Origin of the sequence: Pseudoxanthomonas sp. UC19_8 (assembly GCF_042700505.1) — a bacterium.
Classification (GTDB): Bacteria; Pseudomonadota; Gammaproteobacteria; order Xanthomonadales; family Xanthomonadaceae; genus Pseudoxanthomonas_A; species Pseudoxanthomonas_A winnipegensis.
The window spans coordinates 276,286-293,650 of the sequence record NZ_CP170559.1; the positions used below are offsets into that span (position 1 = coordinate 276,286).

A 17,365-nucleotide genomic window follows, 5' to 3' on the forward strand; every position below is an offset into this window, starting at 1 on the left:
AGAGTGCCGCGCGATATCGATCGCGTACGAGGTGTGGGATGCAAGGGGTTTCCGGAAAGCGCCAGGCGCTGGGGCTGGTCGGCTGGCTGCTGCTGGTGTTGGTCGCCGGCGCCATCGGGGCTGCGGCGTCGGTGCAGGCGGCGACGTTCTACGCCACGCTGGCGCAGCCGTCCTGGGCGCCGCCGGCGGCGGTGTTCGGGCCGGTGTGGAGCGTGCTGTATGTGCTGATGGGCATCGCGGCGTGGCTGGTCTGGCGACGCGGCGGCTGGGCCGCGCAGCGGCGGGCGCTGACCGTGTTCGTGGCGCAGCTGGCGCTCAATGCGCTATGGAGCTGGCTGTTCTTCGGCTGGCACCTGGGCGCGGCGGCGATGCTGGACATCGTCGTGCTGTGGGTGCTGATCGTGGTCACGGTGGTGATGTTCTGGCGTGCGCGGCCGCTGGCAGGCTTGCTGCTGCTGCCGTATCTGGCGTGGGTCACTTTCGCCAGTGCGCTCAATTACGCGGTGTGGCAGCTCAACCCGCAGGCGCTGGGATGAGCGAAGCGGGCGGTCGGGAAACGAACGAGCGCAGCATCGGCCGTCATGCCGCCAGCCGCGCCGCGTGCGCGGCTGGTCGGTTCGACGCTGGCGTCAGAGGCCCTTCAACAGGCCGCGCAGCAGCTTCTTGCCGGTGCTCTCCTTCTCCGCGGGCTGGTTCGGGTCGCTGGCCGGCGACTGCGGGTCCTGGCCCGCGCCGCTGAGGTCCATGCCCAGCATGGCGCTGGCGGTGGACTTGGTGCGCACGCGCACGTTCCACTCCGGCGTCCAGGGCTGCTTGGGGTCGGCCGGCCTGGGCGGCCAGACCAGATTGGTTTCGGGGCCGTAGGCGATCATCGACAGCAGCCCCGCGCCGGTCTCGCCGCCGTCCTTGAGGATGCCCTTGGGGATCTGGCAGCGCGTGGTCTCCGCGCCCAGCAGCACCTTCTCCTTGACCCAGCGCTCCAGGCTGCCGCCGGGCAGGAAGTCCATCAGTCCGCTGCCCATGTCCGGCACTTCCGCGCTGCTCCACAGCACCATGTCGTTGCCCTGCTTGGCCATGACGTTGATGAAGTAGGCGCCGGCGCGCGCTACCGGCTGCCAGCTCAGGACGATGCCGTCGGCCGGCGCGCCCTGCTGCTGCAGGGCGATGTCGGGCATGAAGTCGGCCTGCGGGCCCAGGGTGAACTTCAGCGACTCCGGCACGCCCTGGCCGGTGATGCGGTGCTCGCCCTGCAGCGAGGCGCCACGCTCGGCGCGCTTGCGCGCCTTCTGGTTGGGCCATAGCGCATAGCTGGGGTCGGGCCGCACGTCGCGGTCGGGCGCGCGGCGCGCCTCGATCGTGCCGCTGGCCTCGGGCATGCCGTTGCGCATGCGCACCTGGATCACGCGCGGCTGGCCGGGGCGGATAGCCGCGCCGCAGCCCCAGTACACCAGCATGCGGACCTCGGCGCCTTCCACCTGCTGGCCGCCCTGCGACTCGGGCAGGGTGGCCCGCGTGGGCGGCAGCAGCGGCAGGGCATCGCCCAGGCCCAGGCCGGTCGGGATCGCCTGCTGCGCGGGCAGGCCGGGCGCCAGGGTGTTGTGCAGGGCGATGTCGAAGTACAGCCCACTCGCCCCGGCCGAACGCGCGTCGGGATAGCCCAGGTCCTGCTTGCCGCCCAGCATGCCGGCGAAGCGTCCGAGCGCGCCCATGTCGGGCATGCCGGCCATCCTGTGGGTGTCCACGTCGATGAAGACCTGGATCGGTGCGGCCGGCGCGGCGGCGCGGGTGGGCAGGGTCAGCAGCAGGCAGGCGGCGAGGGCGGCGGGCAGGAGGCGGTGGCTGGACATGGGCGTTCCGGTGGCGTGCGTGTCCCGGGAATGCGCAAAACGGCGCGGGGACAGGCCATGCGGCACGCATCACGCGCCGGTTCGCCGGGGGCGCACCAAAGGTGGGCGCGCCGCTCGTGATCAGGTCGGTGGATCCGGCCTTACTGCCAGGCCTGGCTGCGTAGGGGTCCGTCGCGCCGCCGGCATTGGGAGCGCGCTCAGCCGTCGACCGGCTGCGCGGGTGTTTCCAGCAGCAACTGGTAGAAGGCCAAATCCAGCCAGCGGCCGAACTTGAAGCCCACCTGAGGCAGCGTGCCGACATGGCGGAAGCCCGAGGCGTTCGTGCAGGGTCACGCTGGCGGTGTTGCTGGCGTCGATGCCGCCGATCATCGCGTGCAGGCCCTGCGCGCGTGCGGCCTCGATCAGCGCCTGCACCACCACCCGCCCGAGGCCCTGGCCGCGGTGGTCGGGATGCACGTACACCGAGTGCTCGACCGAATACTTGTAGGCCGGGAACGCGCGGAAGGTGCCGTAGCTGCCGAAGGCCAGCAGCTTGCCGTGCGCGTCCTCCACGCCGATCACCGGGAAACCGCCATCGCCCTTGGCCTTGAACCAGGCCGTCATCGTCGCCGGCGTGCGCACCGCGTACTCGTACAGCGCGGTGGAGTGGAGGATGGCATCGTTGAAGATGTCCAGGATCGCGGCGGCGTGCTGGTCGTGCGTGCAGCGCACGAGGGTGTGGGCGGACATGGGGCTCTCTGGGCGAGGGAACGGCGGCCGCGCGTGGCTTCGCGCAACGGCGGCGCAGGCAGGCAGAATAAGGCGTCGGCGTCATCGTGTCCCGGTGCCCGCCGCGAAGCCCGCCTTCCTTCCTGCCTTCAAGGAGCACGCCGTGTCGATCGCCTCCGTCCGCGCCTTCTTTCAGCAGCACGCGCCCGAGGTGGAGGTGATCGAACACGCGCAGAGCACGGCCACCGTGGCGATGGCCGCCGAAGCGCTGGGCGTGACGCCGGGGCAGATCGCCAAGACCCTCGCCTTGGGGCTGGACGATGCGCTGTTGCTGCTGGTCATGGCCGGCGATGCGCGGCTGGACAACCAGAAGTTCAAGGCCGCCTTCGGCACCAAGCCGCGCATGCTGCCGCCGGAGCAGACCCTGGCGCTGACCGGGCATCCGGTCGGCGGTGTGTGCCCGTTCGGCCTGGCCGGACCGGCGCGCATCTGCTGCGATGTCTCCCTGCAGGCGCATGCCTTGGTGTATCCGGCCGCCGGCTCGCCCAACAGCGCCGTCTGCCTGGCGCCGACGCGCCTGGCCGAACTGGTGCAGGCGCAGTGGGTGGATGTAGGCAAGGCCTGAGCGCGGCAGTCGCCACGGTGCGTTGAGGCGCGTTGGCGCGAACCGCGTCGTCGCCTCCCGAGCGCATGGCCATGGCATGCGCTTCCGGCGCTGGCTTCCCTTCGGACGCCAACCGTGGCACGGTCGCAGCATCCGCCAACGCCGCGTTTCGCGGCCTCCCAGGCGACGTCCGTTGCCACGCGGCGCCACATCGCGCCACGTCTGAATCCGTGCCCCCCGCGCGGTCGCATTCCGACAATTGCTTAACCCGCGTGCAAGACGCCAGGGCTAGGGTTTTCACGCGGCGCACATGGCCCGCAACGCCCGGAGGTGGTCGATGCACCCGCCTGCAACCCCGTCTGATGCTCTGCTCTCCCGTGCGCGTCGAAGCGCGTTGTCACTTGGCCTGTTGGCCGCGGCCGGCCTGTGCGCGCTGCCGGCCGCCGCGCGCGATGCCAGCCCGACCCCGGACCAGCTGCGCTGGCTGGAGCGGGTGCAGTTCGGCCTGGACAGCGCGAGCGTGGCCGCACTCGGCCAGCAGGGCCAGCGCGACTACCTGCGCGCGCAGCTGCATCCCGATGCGGGCGATACCAATCTGCCGACGGCGGTGCAGGCGCAGCTGCAGAGCTACGAAGGTCTGAACGTGTCGGCGCCGGCGGCGCTGACGCAGCTGGCGGCGCGGCAGAAGGAGATCAACGCCATGCCCGACGGCGACGCCAAGGCCGCCGCGAAGAAGGCGCTGCAGGAACAGAAGAACCAGAACGTGCAGCAGGTGCGCCAGGCCGAGCTGCTGCGTGCGGTCTACGACCCGGATCAGCTGCGCGAGCAGCTGGTGTGGTTCTGGCTCAACCACTTCAGCGTGCAGGCCGACAAGGCGCGCGTGGGTTGGGTGCTGGGCGACTACGTCGATCGGGCCATCCGCCCCAACGCGCTGGGTCACTTCTCCGACCTGGTGCTGGCCACGCTCAAGAGCCCGGCCATGCTGGACTACCTGGACAACGCGCAGAACGCCAAGGGCAAGGTCAACGAGAACTACGCGCGCGAGCTGATGGAGCTGCACACGCTCGGCGTGGACGCCGGCTATACCCAGCACGATGTGCAGCAGCTGGCGCTGGTGCTGACCGGCGTGGGCATCGCGCCGCCCGATCGCGACGGCCCTCCCAAGCTCAAGCCGGCCCAGCAGGCCCAGTACCTGCGCGAGGGCGCGTTCGAGTTCAACCCGGCGCGCCATCAGGAGGGCGACAAGACCCTGCTGGGCCAGCGCATCGCCGGCGGCGGCTTCGACGAGGTGCGCAGCGCGGTGGAGCTGATCACCCGCCAGCCGGCGTGCGCGCACTTCATCTCCAGCCAGCTGGCGCAGTACTTCGTCGCCGATACACCGCCGCCGGCGCTGGTGGACAGGATGGCCAAGGCCTTCCTGCGCAGCGATGGCGACATCGCCAAAGTGATGGAGGTGATGGTGAGCTCGCGCGAGTTCGCCGATGCCGGCCAGCGCAAGTTCAAGGATCCGTACCGCTACCTGGTGTCCTCGATCCGCTTCGCCTACGACGGCCAGGTGATCGCCAACCCGGCGCCGCTGGTGGGCTGGCTGGGGCAGCTGGGCGAGCAGAGCTTCGGCCGGATCACGCCCGACGGCTGGCCGCTGGCCTCCGACGCGTGGAACAGCTCGGGCCAGATGGCCAAGCGCTTCGAGATCGCCCGCGCCATCGGTGGTGGCGATGCGCGGCTGTTCACGCCGGCCAAGGCCGATGGCAAGGCCGAGCAGCAGGGCGGCTTCCCGATGCCGGCCTCGCGGCTGTTCTATGCCGCGATCGAGCCGACGCTGGCGCCGGCCACGCGCGAGGCGCTGGCCAAGGCACGTTCGCAGCAGGAGTGGAACGCCTTCCTGCTGGCGTCTCCCGACTTCAACTACCGCTGATCCCTACATCCCTGCACGAGGGTGTTCCCATGAAACGTCGTGATTTCCTCATCGCCAGCGCACTGACCGCCGCCGCCAGCGGCAGCCTGGGCTGGTCCGGGCGGCTGTTCGCCGCTCCGCCGAAGGATCGCAGCCGGATGCTGGTGGTCTTCCTGCGCGGCGGCTACGACTGCAACAACCTGCTGGTGCCGGTGGCCAGCGATTTCTACTACGACGCGCGTCCCACCCTGGCCATCGCCAGGCCCGACCCGGCCAACGACAAGAGCGCCATCGCGCTGGACGCGCACTGGGGCCTCAACCCGGTGCTGCGCGACAGCCTGCTGCCGCTGTGGCAGAGGAAGCAGCTGGCGTTCGTGCCGTTCGCCGGCACCGACGACCTGTCGCGCAGTCACTTCGAGACCCAGGACGACATCGAATCGGGCGAGGCCGGCGCCGACCGCCACGACTACCGCTCCGGCTTCCTGGCGCGGCTGTCGGCGGTGATGACCGGCGTGCCGGCGATCGCCTTCACCGACTCGCTGCCGCTGAGTTTCCAGGGCGCCGGCGAGATCCCCAACCTGTCGCTGCGCAACGATGCCAAGCCGGTGTTCGACCCGCGCCAGTCCGACATCCTGGCCGGCATGTACCAGGGCACGCAGTTGGCCAGCGCGGCGCGCGATGGCCTGGCCCTGCGCCAGCAGGTCAGCCAGGCGCTGCAGCAGGAGATGATGCAGGCCAGCCGCGGCGCCGCCAGCGCGCGCAGCTTCGCCGACGAGACCCGGCGCATGGCCGTGCTGATGCGCGACAAGTACCGGCTGGGCTTCGTCGATGTCGGCGGCTGGGACACGCACGTCAACCAGGGCAGCACCGATGGCCAGCTGGCCAACAACCTCAAGAACCTCGGCCAGGGCCTGGCGGCCTATGCCGATGCGCTGGGCGACGACTGGAACGACACGGTGGTGGTGGTGCTGAGCGAGTTCGGCCGCACCTTCCGCGAGAACGGCGACAAGGGCACCGACCATGGTCACGGCACCACGTACTGGGTGCTGGGCGGCGGCGTCAAAGGCGGGCGCATCGCCGGGCCGCAGGTGGACGTGGCGCAGGCCAACCTGCTGCAGAACCGCGACTATCCGGTGCTGACCAATTACCGCGAGCTGTTCGGCGGCCTGCTGCAGCGCATGTGGGGCTTGAGCGGCACCCAGCTCGAGCAGGTCTTCCCCGGCGCCAAGCCGAAGGATCTGCAGCTGGTGTGAGTTGCGACAAAGCGACAGGGCGCCACGCGGCGCCCTGTCGTGTCTTCAGTGTGTCGGATTGGACTCAGCCGCGGCGTCCGCCGTCGAAGGGCTCGTCGGACAGATAGGCATCGCGCACCGCGCCCTTGGCCTCGTCCCAGTCCAGGCGCGAGCTGCCGCGCGCGCTGTTCCAGCCCAGGCGCAGCTCGTCGGCGACGGTGTCGTCCCACATGCGCCCGCCGAAGTCGCTGCTGAAACGCGAGCGCGTGCCATAGCGGTAGGCCGGCACGAAGTCCTCGTACTGGTGCTCCGGGCCGCGATACGGCGCACGTTCGAAGTGCGTGCGGAAGCGCTCGTCGCTGTCGGCATAGGCCAAATGGCTGCGGTCGGCGCGCTCCCAGGCATCGCGCGCGGCGGGGCGGGCCTGCTCCCATTCCAGCGTGGAGGTGCCGCGGTTGCGCGGCCATTCGCGTTCCAGCTCGGCCTCGCGTTCCTCCCAGCTGCGGCCGGGCTCGGCCTCGCGCGCCTGCAGGCCGTAGCCGTAGACGCTGGCGTAGTCGCGATCGAAGTCCTTGGCCGGATCGTAGTAGGGGCGGTGCTTGTGCGCGGCGCGCCAGTAGTCTGCCTCGACGGTCGGGTCGAGCTTCTCGGCCACGCCCTTGCCGACGGCGCCACCGGCGACCACGCCCACCGCAGCGCCGATCAGGGTGCCGATCGGTCCCAAGACCGAACCGGCCGCCGCGCCGACCGCGGCGCCACCGACCACGCCACCAACGCCCACGCCGACCGGATGCGCGCCGGGCGTGCCGGTGATGGGATCGCGGTTCGGATTGGCGACGGTCTCATCGACGGTCGGGTCGTACTTGTCATTGGCCTTGCTCACTTGCATCTCCCGTGTCCGGCCGCGACGTGCGGCCGTTGCTGTGGGAACGACGGTGCAAGCCGCGCCGTTAACCACCCGTGGCACCGGCGTGAGCAAGTGTTTGGATGCGTTGGAGCGTTAGGTCTTGTGAGCAGACCTGCACAAGCGTGAGCAGGGCGGATTGCGGGCCTTGCTTACGGCAGCAGCTGGATCCCGAACGGCCGCACCACCAGGGCGAACAGCCAGAAGCACACCACGGTCAGCGCCGCGCTGGCGCCCAGCGTCCACCAGAAGCCCAGCCGCGGCAGCAGCAGGGGGAAGGCGAGGAACATCGGCAGCGTCGGCACCACGTACCAGAAGGTGTACCAGGCGTGGTTGGCGATCTTCTCCGCCGGCTGTCGCTCCAGCTGCAGCCAGACCAGAGCCAGCAGCGTGACCAGCGGCAGCGCGGCGAGCAGGCCGCCGAGCCGGTCGCTGCGCTTGGCCGCTTCGGACACGACCACGACGATCAGCGCGGTGACGGCGTACTTGGCGATGAGCCAGGGCATAAGCAGCGTTCGTTTGGGAGAGGGGCGAGGCAGTCTAAGGCGCGCTCCGGGCGCAGACGACGCGCGTCACCGACCGACGCTGAAATCCCTCCACCGTCATTCCCGCGAACGCGGGAATCCAGGGACTTTGGCCTTCCAGCGCGCCAGGCGCCGGCTTTCCGCTTCCGCAGAAACGACGAAGGCCTGCGGACCGTTCTAGACTAGCCCCCTGCGCCGGAGGCTGTCCGGCGCGCTCCGCAGTCCACGTTGACTGGGAAGCCTGGCGCCTTTGCGACCCCTCCCGGGGCGCCCGTGCCTACCGTTTGGGGAAACGCGTATGCAACTTCGAATCCTGATGCTCGTCCTGAGCGTCCTGCAGGGCCGTCTGCTGATGCCAGGGCTGCTGTGCCTGCTGGTGGCCAGCATGGCCTGGGTGGCCGTGGCCGAGCCCGAGCGCGGGCCGCTGATCCTCGACATGCACCTGCACGCCCTGCCGGCGCCGGGCGCCGCGCCTGCGCCCTGTCTCGAAACGGGCGGGAGCTGTGCGGCGCCCGATGCCGCCGCCGTGCACTGGCATACCCAGGCCCAGCTGCGCCGCTATAACGTGATCGGCCTGGCCGCCGTGCAGGACGGCGGCCAGGCCATGCCGGCGTCCGAAGCGCGCGCGCCCGGCCACCTGGCGCTGGACCCGCTGCGCATCGACGCGGCGACCGAGGCGCGGGTCCAGGCGCTGCGCGCCAGCGGCCAGCTGACCCTGCTCGGCCTGCGCCGCCCGGCGGCAGAGATGGCGCTGGACGATCCGCGCATGGAACCGCTGTGGCAGCTGGCCACGCGCGTGGACCTGCCAGTCGGTCTGCACCTGGGCCGCCAGGACGGCGCCGCGGCCAGCCACGCCGCGACCGGCGCCGAGTTGGAGGCCTTGCAGCGCCTGCTGGCGCGGCATCCGCAGCTGCGCCTGGACCCGGTGCACGGGGCGCAGCCGCTCTCCGAGGCCCTGCTGGCCGTGCTCGATGCCCATCCGCAGGTGTACCTGGACGTGGGCCAGCTGGTCGCCGGTCAGGAACGCCCGGCGTTCTATCGCGACCTGCAGGCGATCCTCGAGGCCGGCCTGGGCGACCAGGTGATGTTCGGCTCGGGCAGCCCGGCCTGGCCTGCCTCGATCGGCGCGTCCATCGACACCGTGCGCCGCGCGCCATTCCTGGACGACGGCCAGAAGCGCGACATCTTCTACAACAACGCCGCGCGCTTCCTGCGCCTGGAGCGCCAGCCGGCGCCGGCGTCGCGGACGATCTGAACGAAAAAACCGCGCGCCATCGCAGGGATGGCGCGCGGTTCGAGGCGTGCGAGGCCGCCCGCAGGCGGCCCGGTGCGGGATCAGTCTCTCAGCTCGGCCGGCACCTTGCCGCCGTTCTCGGCCAGCTTCTTCATCACCGCCTTGTGCAGGGCGATGTTCTGCTCGGCGCTGCCGGCCTCGCCGGCGTGGACGTTCAGCTCTTCGGCCAGCTCCTTGCGGGCGGTCAGGCTGGAGTCCAGGTCGAGCAGCTTGAGCAGGTCGACGATGGAGTGCTGCCAGTCGCTCTTGCCGCCCTTGCGCGCGGCGATGTCGGTCAACACGGCGGCGACATCGACCGGCTCGGCCGGCGTCGCGGGCGCAGGCGTCCGTGCGGGCGGGGCGATGCCGGCGGTGGCTTCGCTGCCGTCGACGATGACCACTTCGGGCTTGGCCGTGGCGCTCGGCGTGGCCGCGGTGGTGGCCTGCGGCGAGGCGTGGCCGAAGATCTTGTTGACGATGCTGGAGAAGAGGCCCATCGCGATGTCTCCTTGTATGACGGTGGAACGGGGAGGCTAGCGGCCCGGTCGCTCAGATCGGATGAAGCCGCCGCGTCGGCCGCGTTACGGGGCCAGCGAGATCGGCACGAAGGTGGCCTGGGTGAGCACCGGGGACTGCCATTCGTCCTTGCCACCATGGCCGGCGTACCAGGTGCTGCCATCGCGCTTGACCAGATAGGTGCCGTAATGCAGCGAGAACACCAGGGCGATGTCGCGCACGGTCAGGCGCTTGGGCTGCTTCACGTAGCCGGTCTTCTGGCCCAGGCCCAGGCTGCCCCAGTCGGTATTGCCCCAGCCCATCGCGCTGCCGTCCTCGAACTGGGCGATGGCGTTGTACATGGACAGCTGCACCGCCTTGGGTCCCCGCACGCCGGGCACCGGCAGTGGCGTCACGGAGAAGCGCTCCGGCGGATCGTCCCGGAGCCCGTCGCCGAGCATGTAGTTGCCGCGGCTGCCCCACGCGAGCAGCGTGCCGTCGCGCCGGATGGCCATCGAGGTGTAGGCGCCGGCGGCGATCGCGACCACCTCGTTCAGACCATCGACGGCGGCGGGCAGGTCCAGCGCGGGCTCCTGCACCGGCTGCCGGCCCAACTGCCCATAGCGGTTGCTGCCCCAGGACAGCACCGTGCCGTCGCGGCGCAGCGCCAGCGTGTGCGTCAAGCCCATTGCGACCTGGGTGATGTCGGTGGCGCCGGGTACGCGCACCGGCGTCAGCGCGGGCGGGCTGGCCTCGCCCCAGCGCTTGTTGGCCAGGCCGTCGCCGATCTTGCCTTCTTCGCGCCGGCCCCAGGCGCGCAGCGTGCCGTCTTCGAGCAGGGCGATGGCGGTGCCTTCCCGGCCATAGAGGTGGCGCACCGGAAGCAGCGATACCTGGACAACGCCGCTGCCGGTCCCGCCGCCCAGCCCCACGCCCGCGCCCCCCGGCCAGCGACACGGCCGTCCTCGGTCAGCGCATAGCCGTTCTCGCCGCCGCCGGCGATCTCACGGATGCGGGCCGGCAGCGCAATCGCCGTCGGACGCGCCCAGCGCGTGCTGCCGTACTGGTGCGGATTGGCCCCCAGTTGCCCGTCCTTGAACTCGCCCCAGCCCACGACCGTGCCGTCCTCGCGTAGCGCGAGCATGGTCCCGTCCGAGCCGCTGAGCTGGACGATCCGTGGCTCGGCCGCGGAGGCGGAGAGCAGGGGGAACAGGAGCAGGCACAGGACCAGGACCAGGAGGGCGCGCATGGCGGATTCCAGCAGGCAGGACATGCCAGAACACGCAAAAGGGGGCCTGCAGGGGACGTGGTCAGTACGGCGGCTTGTGTCTGGCGCGCTGGGTGCGCGCGGCCTCGGTCCACCAGGCCAGATCGTCGGCGAAGCGCGCGAAGCTCCTTTCCAGCGACTTGCCGGCCTCCTCGATCGGCTGGCCGTCCGCATCCAGCGTCTTGCCGATCGGACCGACGGTGACGGTGCTGGAGATCACCACCATGCCCATCTCCGTGAGCGTGCCGTGCCAGGCGAAACTGGCGTGCGCGCCGGACAGGCGGCCGGCCGAGTAGCTGACGATGCCGGCCGGGCGCCAGAACCATTCCTCGAGGAAATGGTCGGTGAGGTTCTTCAGCCCCGGCTGCAGGCCCCAGTTGTACTCGCCGGTGACGAACACGAAACCATCGGCCGTGCGGATCTTCTCGGCCAGCGCCTCCATCGCCGGCGGCGCCTCGCCCTTGGGATATTCCTTGTACATGCGGTCCAGCATCGGCAGATCGACCGCCTTGGCATCGATCAGCTCGGCCTGCGCACCACGCGCGTTGAGCGTGCGCACCGCGTACTCGGCCAGGCGGATGCCCATGCGGTCGCTGCGATAGGAACCATAGAACACGAGGATACGGTCGGACATGGGCGCGGCCTGCTGGCAATGGGGAGAGCGATCATCACCGCTCACGCGGCAATGTCCCGTGCACGCCATCGCCGGAGGACCGATGGCGCGCCGCGCGCCCGCGCCATCGTCTAGCGCTGGCGGCCTACTTGCCCGGCCGCGCCACCGCGTACATTTCCCTGGCGATCTGCTTCAGCAGGGCGTTGTTGTCCTCGCCCTGCTTGTACAGGTCGAAGTGGGTGCGGCCGTCCAGGAAACGGAAGTCGCTCCTGGCGTGCAGACCGTCGAGCACGGCCTGGAACTTGTGCGCCGCGCCGTCCAGATAGAACGTGTCGGCGGTGCCGACGATCACGTGGATCTTGCCGTCCAGGTCGGGCCTCAGTTGCGGCCACTGCGCGGCCACGCGTGCGGCGATGTCGTAATGCGCTTTCCAGTAGGCCACGACCTTGGGGTCGACCTGGCCGGTGTCGCGGTCGAACATCGGCATCGGTGCGCCGTCGACGCCGCGCGGCGAGAACACCCATTCGAACGAGGCCATCTGCCCGCCGTACGGACCCAGCACGCGTTCGAGCTTGATGAAGGTCTCCGCGGTGGCGATGACATTGCCCGCATCGCGCACCAGCGGCACGGCGCTGCCGTCGGGCCGGCGGTACATGTTGGCGTTCGGCGCGTAGAGATCCACGCCGGTGAAGTCGTGGAAGTCGCTCGGATCCGGCGAGGTCGACCAGGTGCCGCCGAACAGTTTCGGGTAGCGCGTCTGCAGCCACAGCGTGGCCCAGCCACCGGACGAGTGCCCGGTGAGGAAGCGGCCGGAGGGCTTGCCGTCCATGCGGTACTGCTTTTCCAGCGCCGGGATGAGTTCCTCGGTCAGGGCCGTGCCCCACGGGCCGTTGTTGACCGAGTCGGCGAACTCATGCGTGCCGGTCGGCGTGGCCTGATCCAGGAACACCCAGATCATCGCCGGCATCTGTTGGCGCGCCATGGCGTCCCAGGTGGTCACGATGCTACCGGCGAAGCTGTCGTAGTCGCCGGTGAAGCCATGGGTCACATACACGGTGGGATAGCGCGTGGCCGCCTTGGCGTCGTAGCCGGGGGGCACCAGTACGCGGGCGCGCAACTGGATGTCGCGGCCCCAGAAGGCGCTCAGCGCCGGGCTGGTCATCGAAGCGTCGAAGCTGTGCGCCTTGGCTTGCGGCAGCGCGGCGCGCACCGCCTCGGGAACGCGCGGCGACAGCGCCCACGGGTCGGACTTGGTCGGCAGCGTCTGCGTCAGCGACAGACTCGGCAGCGGCTTGCCCTTGCCCAGCGTCACCGGCGTGACGGCGCTGACCAGGTCGCCGCCGTTGCGGCCGGTGTAGTTGTAGCTGTGGTCGACATCCAGCACGGCCTGCACGAGGTAGTCGCCATCGGCCAGCGTGGAGAACGGCGCCGGGAAGGCGATCTGGTCCAGGTCCACCTGCACGCTTGCGCCCCCTTCCAGATGCGTCACCTCCTGCGCGGCGATGGACACCGACTTGGGCGAGAACGGGCTGGTGTCGATCGAGGTGACCTGCCCGTCCTTGGCGGCGGCTTGCGCCGCCTTGGCCTCGGTGGCGAACACCAACAGCCGCCCGGAGGTCGGCGCGGCACCGGCCGGCAGCGTCACCTGGACGAAGCGATGCGGCGCGGGCGTCGTCGCCGATGCAGCCTGCGCCTGCAGGGACGGCCCATAGGCACTGAAGGCCAGCGCCAGGGCGGTGGCGGTTACAAGACGGTGCAGCATGGAAGCCCCCAGGTTGGATGACGCGCGCTCGAGATGCGCAGTGTAGGTGTTTCGTCCATCGCTCAGCCCTGCGCCATCTCGGGACGATCGCGGCGTTCGGCGTTCGGCGTTCGGCGTGCGCGGCGACGTCGGCCCCGGTGCACCGCACTGGCCGCAGCCGGCCGGTGGCGTGCCATCGTCGCGCGCTGGCGGCCTACTGGCCCGGCCGGGCCACCGCGTACATTTCCCGGGTCATCTGCTTGAGCAGGGCGTCCTCGTCTTCGCCGTCCTGGTACAGGTCGAAGTGGGTGCGGCCTTCGCGGAAACGGACATCGCTCTTGGCGTGCAGGCGATCCAGCACCGCCTTGAGCCTGCGTGTCGGGCCGTCCAGGTAGAACGTGTCGGCGGTGCCGACGATCACGTGGATCTTGCCGTCCAGGTCGGGCGCCAGCTGCGGCCACTGCGCGGCCAGGCGCGCGGCGATGTCGTAGTGCGCCGTCCAGTACGCGGCGACCTTGGGATCGACCTGGCCGGTGTCGCGGTCGAACAGCGGCATCGGCGCGCCATCGACGCCACGCGGGGAGAACACCGATTCGTAAGAGGCCAGCTGCCCGCCGTAGGGACCCAGCACGCGCTCGATCTTGATCAGATCCTCGGCCGTCGCCACGACCTTGCCCGCCTCGCGCGCCATCGGGGCCACGCTGCCATTGGGCAGGCGATACATGTTGGCGTTCGGGGCATAGAGATCCACGCCGGTGAAGTCGTGGAAGTCGGTGGGGTCCGGCGAGGTCGACCAGGTGCCGCCGAACAGCTTCGGATAACGCGTCTGCAGCCACAGCGTGGCCCAGCCGCCGGACGAGTGACCGGTGAGGAAGCGGCCGGAGGGCTTGGCGTCCATGCGGTACTGCTTTTCCAGCGCGGGGATGAGTTCCTCGGTCAGCGCCGTGCCCCATGGACCGTTGTTGACCGAGTCGGCGAACTCGTGCGTGCCGCTGGGGACGGCTTCTTCCAGATAGACCCAGATCATCGCCGGCATCTGCTGGCGCGCCATCGCGTCCCAGGTGGTCACGATGCTGTCGGCGAAGGCGTCGTAGTTGCCGGTGAAGCCGTGGGTCACGTACACGGTGGGATAGCGCATGGCGGCGTCGGCGTCGTAGCCGGGCGGCACCAGTACGCGGGCGCGCAGCCGGATGTCGCGGCCCCAGAAGGCGCTCAGCACCGGGCTGGTCATCGAGGCGTCGAAGCTGTGCGCCCTGGCCTGCGGCAGCGCGGCGCGCGCGGCCTCGGGCAGGCGCGGCGACAGTGCCCAGGGGTCGGAAGTGTGCGGCACCGTCTGCGCCAGCGACAGGCTGGGCAAGGGCTTGCCCTGGGTCAGCTTCACCGGCGTGACCGCGCTGATCAGATCGCCGCCGCTGCGGCCGGTGTAGTTGTAGCTGTGGTCGACATCCAGCACGGCCTGCACGAGGTAGTCGCCGGACAGGGTGGAGAACGGCGCCGGGAAGGCGATCTGGTCCAGATCCATGTCCACGCTGCCGCCGCCTTCCAGGTGCGTCACTTCCTGCGCGGCGATGAACACCGAATGCGGCGCGGACGGATTGCCGTCGACCGCGGTGATCTGGCCGTTCCTGGACGCGGCTCGCACCGAGGCGGGGTCGCTGGCGAACACCAGCAGCCGGCCCGAGGTCGGCGCCGCGCCGGCCGGCAGGGTGATACGGACGAAGCGGTGCGGTGCCGGCGTGTCCGCCGACGCATCGCGCGCCTGTGTACCAGGCGCACAGGCACTGAAAGCCAGCGCCAGCGAGCCGGCGACTGCAAGACGGTGCAGCATGAAGATCCCCTAGGGTTGAAGGTGGCGAGCTTTCCAACGAAGGCAGTGCGGGCGTGCCGCGCGCAGCTCAGCCCTGCGGCACCTCGGGACGATAGCGGCGTTCGGCATGAGCGGCGACATCGGCCTCGGTGAACCACACCGGCCGCAGCCGGCCGGTGGTATGCAGCGGGGCCTGGTCGGCGAAGTGGGGCGAGGCCGGATCGCCGCTTTCCCCGCCCACGCTCACCGCCCAGGCCTGCGGCCCGTCGGCGCCGAAGGCCACCACCGCCACGAAGCTGTTGCCCGAGGTGGTGTAGCGCAGGCGCGTGCCGGGATAGGTGCGCGACTCGGCGCTGGCCAGCGAACCCCAGCGCGAGGTCGTGAACGGCACCGGCAGGCTCGGCTTGGCATCGTCGAAGGTCTGCACGATGGCGCCATCGTTGCGCTGGTAACGGTTGATCTCGCCCCAGGGCACCTGCCAGCGGCCGAAGTCGCGCTGCAGCTGGTCGACCACGGCCTGCAGCACCGCCAGGCGCTGTTCGGGCGTGGCCAGGGTGGCCATCGCATCGACGCCGCCGCGATCGCGTTCGCGCGCCAGCGGGGTGATCTCCTTGAGCAGCGCATCGGCCCAGGTCACCGCCAGCGTGGTCGGCACCGAGTCCAGTCCCCAGCGACGGTCCCAGCCGGCCAGCGCGGCCATGGGGCCGGCGAGGGCGGCCTTGCGCGCATCGCCGTCGGGCAGGCCGGCGTAGTCGTGCTGCAGCAGCGGCAGCAGCGTGTCGAAGGCCGGCAGCCACGGGTCGTAGGCCGCCTCGATCAGCTGCTGCGGGGTGAAGGTCGGCCGCGCGCTGAGCACGGCGATGGCATGCGGCGCGCGCGCGTTCTCGCCGGCCTGGTCCATGTAGCGCGGGAAATCGTTGGCGTTGGGGCTGTCGGCGCCGGCCGCGCTCCACGGCCAGTTGTTGGAGTTGTAGACCCAGCCGTTGCGCGGGTTGACCACCTGCGGCAGCGTGTCCAGCGCATGCAGGCCGTCCCAGGCGGTGGCCGGGTCGCTGCCGTCCACCGGCTTGCGGTAGTCCACGTGCGCATGGCGGATCGGCACGAACTGCGGATGCAGATAGGCCGTGGTGCCATCGGCATCGGCATAGAGCGTGTCGTTGGACGAGTTGGCCTGCAGCGCGGCGACCTTCATGAAGTCGGCGAAGCCGCCCGCCTTGGTGCGCAGGAACGACTGCTGCAGCGCCGCCACCGGCCGGTCCATCATGGCGAAGGCCACCCAGTGCGTGGCGTCCTGCGCGCGCACGATCGGCCCGTGGTGCGTGGCCCAGACGGTGAAGCTGCGCTGCGCCTGGCCGCCGGCCGCGGTGCGGTAGGACAGGGTGACCTGGCGCTGCTGCAGCGGCCGCAGCGTCTGGCCATCCCGGTAGCAGGGGCTGCCGTCGGCGCAGGGCGCCAGCGTCTCGACGAACTCGTCGACGTTGTCCACGCCGCTGCTGGTGTGCATCCAGCCGGCATGACGGTTGAAGCCCTGATAGACGAAGAACTGCCCCCAGGTCACCGCGCCATAGGCGTTCAGCCCCTCGTCGCTGCGCATCTGCAGCTCGGAGCGGAAGAAGTAGCTGGTGTGCGGATTGATCAGCAGCAGCGCGCGCCCGTCGGCGCTGTGCGAGGGCGCGATGGCGATGCCGTTGGAGCCGCTGGGCAGGCGCAGCTGCGGTTCGCGTTCCAGCAGCGTCATCGCCACCGGCTTGCGCTCGTGGAAGGCCTGCAGCTGGCTCAGCGCGATCCGCTCGATGTCGCCGCCGATGCTGCCTTCGCTGAAGCTCAGCGCCATCCACGGCTCGAAGTGGGTCAACAGCCGCGGCTTCACCTGCGGGTGCGCGGCCAGGTAGGCGTTGAGCCCGTCGGCCCAGGCTTGCATCAGCGTCTGCAGCCAGGCCGGGCTGGCCTGGTAGTCGGCCTGCAGTCGCGCCGGATCGTAGTAGAGCCGCTGGCGCAGGTCCTGCCACAGCATCGTCTCGCCTTCGACCTCAGCCAGCCGGCCCAGGTTGACCAGGTAGTTGGTCTCGATGCGGTTGAAGTCGTCCTCGGCCTGCGCGTAGATCATGCCGAACACCGCGTCGGCATCGGTCTTGCCGTGCACGTGGGCGATGCCCCAGGTGTCGCGGGTGATCTCCACCTGCGCGGCATGCTGCTGCCAGCGGGCGCGTTCGCCTGCATCGGGCGCGGCCAGGGCGGTGGACGCCGCCAGCCCTGAAGCGAGCAGGCTGGCGGTCAGGACGAGGGCGTATCGGGGCCTGCGGATCGAGCGGGGCAAGGGCATGGCGGCGGCGTGGTGGGGTGGCCCCGCATCCTAGCGCTCCCACCCCGCCCCGCGCCGCCGCAAACCTTGCGCCACGGACAAACTCCCTATCGTCGTTCCCGCGAACGCGGGAACCCATGGACGTTGACCG

At 70.5% G+C, this 17,365-nt stretch carries 14 protein-coding genes and 2 pseudogenes; 5 read left to right on the plus strand and 11 right to left on the minus strand.

What is annotated here, in order from left to right; genetic code table 11:
• Positions 1-38 precede the first annotated feature (38 nt).
• Positions 39-536 carry a TspO/MBR family protein gene (locus ACFJIT_RS01225; protein WP_379654765.1) on the plus strand — a complete coding sequence of 166 codons (498 nt, stop codon included), beginning with the start codon at positions 39-41 and terminating at the stop codon, positions 534-536.
• Positions 537-629: 93 nt separating this feature from the next.
• On the opposite strand, the gene ACFJIT_RS01230 is transcribed toward ACFJIT_RS01225, so the two are convergent.
• Positions 630-1,847 carry a hypothetical protein gene (locus tag ACFJIT_RS01230; protein WP_379654766.1) on the minus strand — a complete coding sequence of 406 codons (1,218 nt, stop codon included), beginning with the start codon at positions 1,845-1,847 and terminating at the stop codon, positions 630-632.
• A gap of 197 nt (positions 1,848-2,044) precedes the next feature.
• Positions 2,045-2,576: pseudogene (locus tag ACFJIT_RS01235) on the minus strand (GNAT family N-acetyltransferase).
• A gap of 142 nt (positions 2,577-2,718) precedes the next feature.
• Here ACFJIT_RS01235 and ACFJIT_RS01240 point away from each other — a divergent pair.
• The 3 genes from ACFJIT_RS01240 (at position 2,719) to ACFJIT_RS01250 (ending at position 6,309) form a co-directional block, all read left to right on the plus strand.
• Positions 2,719-3,180: a YbaK/EbsC family protein gene (locus tag ACFJIT_RS01240; RefSeq protein WP_130528251.1), complete on the plus strand. Its 462-nt coding sequence runs from the start codon at positions 2,719-2,721 to the stop codon at positions 3,178-3,180.
• A gap of 316 nt (positions 3,181-3,496) precedes the next feature.
• The gene (locus ACFJIT_RS01245; protein WP_379654767.1) at positions 3,497-5,077 is read left to right on the plus strand and encodes a DUF1800 domain-containing protein; all 1,581 of its coding nucleotides are present in this window, start codon (positions 3,497-3,499) and stop codon (positions 5,075-5,077) included.
• 29 nt (positions 5,078-5,106) lie between these two features.
• A complete protein-coding gene (locus tag ACFJIT_RS01250; protein ID WP_379654768.1) occupies positions 5,107-6,309 on the plus strand; it encodes a DUF1501 domain-containing protein in 1,203 nt (400 codons plus the stop codon).
• 64 nt (positions 6,310-6,373) lie between these two features.
• Here ACFJIT_RS01250 and ACFJIT_RS01255 read toward each other — a convergent pair whose 3' ends face one another.
• Together ACFJIT_RS01255 and ACFJIT_RS01260 are read right to left on the minus strand one after the other, a co-directional pair.
• On the minus strand, positions 6,374-7,171 hold the full coding sequence (locus ACFJIT_RS01255) for a hypothetical protein (RefSeq protein ID WP_286575446.1): 798 nt from the start codon (positions 7,169-7,171) through the stop codon (positions 6,374-6,376).
• A gap of 173 nt (positions 7,172-7,344) precedes the next feature.
• Positions 7,345-7,698 (minus strand): DUF3147 family protein, encoded by a 354-nt coding sequence (locus tag ACFJIT_RS01260; RefSeq protein ID WP_379654769.1) that lies wholly within the window; start codon positions 7,696-7,698, stop codon positions 7,345-7,347.
• A 316-nt stretch (positions 7,699-8,014) separates the two neighbouring features.
• On the opposite strand from ACFJIT_RS01260, the gene ACFJIT_RS01265 reads away from it, so the two are divergent.
• Entirely contained in the window at positions 8,015-8,971 is a 957-nt protein-coding gene (locus tag ACFJIT_RS01265) for an amidohydrolase family protein (protein WP_379654770.1), read from the plus strand.
• Positions 8,972-9,051: 80 nt separating this feature from the next.
• Here the strand turns inward: ACFJIT_RS01265 and ACFJIT_RS01270 are convergent, their stop codons facing one another.
• The 7 genes and pseudogenes from ACFJIT_RS01270 to ACFJIT_RS01300 all read right to left on the minus strand — a co-directional run bounded on the left by ACFJIT_RS01270 (position 9,052) and on the right by ACFJIT_RS01300 (position 17,235).
• Positions 9,052-9,486 carry a DUF3597 domain-containing protein gene (locus ACFJIT_RS01270; RefSeq protein ID WP_379654771.1) on the minus strand — a complete coding sequence of 145 codons (435 nt, stop codon included), beginning with the start codon at positions 9,484-9,486 and terminating at the stop codon, positions 9,052-9,054.
• A gap of 84 nt (positions 9,487-9,570) precedes the next feature.
• Positions 9,571-10,362 (minus strand): RCC1 domain-containing protein, encoded by a 792-nt coding sequence (locus ACFJIT_RS01275; protein WP_379654772.1) that lies wholly within the window; start codon positions 10,360-10,362, stop codon positions 9,571-9,573.
• Between the two features lie 218 nt (positions 10,363-10,580).
• Positions 10,581-10,757: pseudogene (locus ACFJIT_RS01280) on the minus strand (RCC1-like domain-containing protein); the annotation flags it as partial.
• Between the two features lie 37 nt (positions 10,758-10,794).
• The gene (locus ACFJIT_RS01285; protein ID WP_379654773.1) at positions 10,795-11,385 is read right to left on the minus strand and encodes an NADPH-dependent FMN reductase; all 591 of its coding nucleotides are present in this window, start codon (positions 11,383-11,385) and stop codon (positions 10,795-10,797) included.
• 124 nt (positions 11,386-11,509) lie between these two features.
• Complete coding sequence (locus ACFJIT_RS01290; RefSeq protein ID WP_379654774.1) at positions 11,510-13,126, minus strand: alpha/beta hydrolase; 1,617 nt, start codon at positions 13,124-13,126, stop codon at positions 11,510-11,512.
• Between the two features lie 193 nt (positions 13,127-13,319).
• Positions 13,320-14,933 (minus strand): alpha/beta hydrolase, encoded by a 1,614-nt coding sequence (locus tag ACFJIT_RS01295; RefSeq protein ID WP_379654775.1) that lies wholly within the window; start codon positions 14,931-14,933, stop codon positions 13,320-13,322.
• A gap of 67 nt (positions 14,934-15,000) precedes the next feature.
• A complete protein-coding gene (locus tag ACFJIT_RS01300) occupies positions 15,001-17,235 on the minus strand; it encodes a penicillin acylase family protein (RefSeq protein ID WP_379654776.1) in 2,235 nt (744 codons plus the stop codon).
• Between the last annotated feature and the right edge of the window lie 130 nt (positions 17,236-17,365).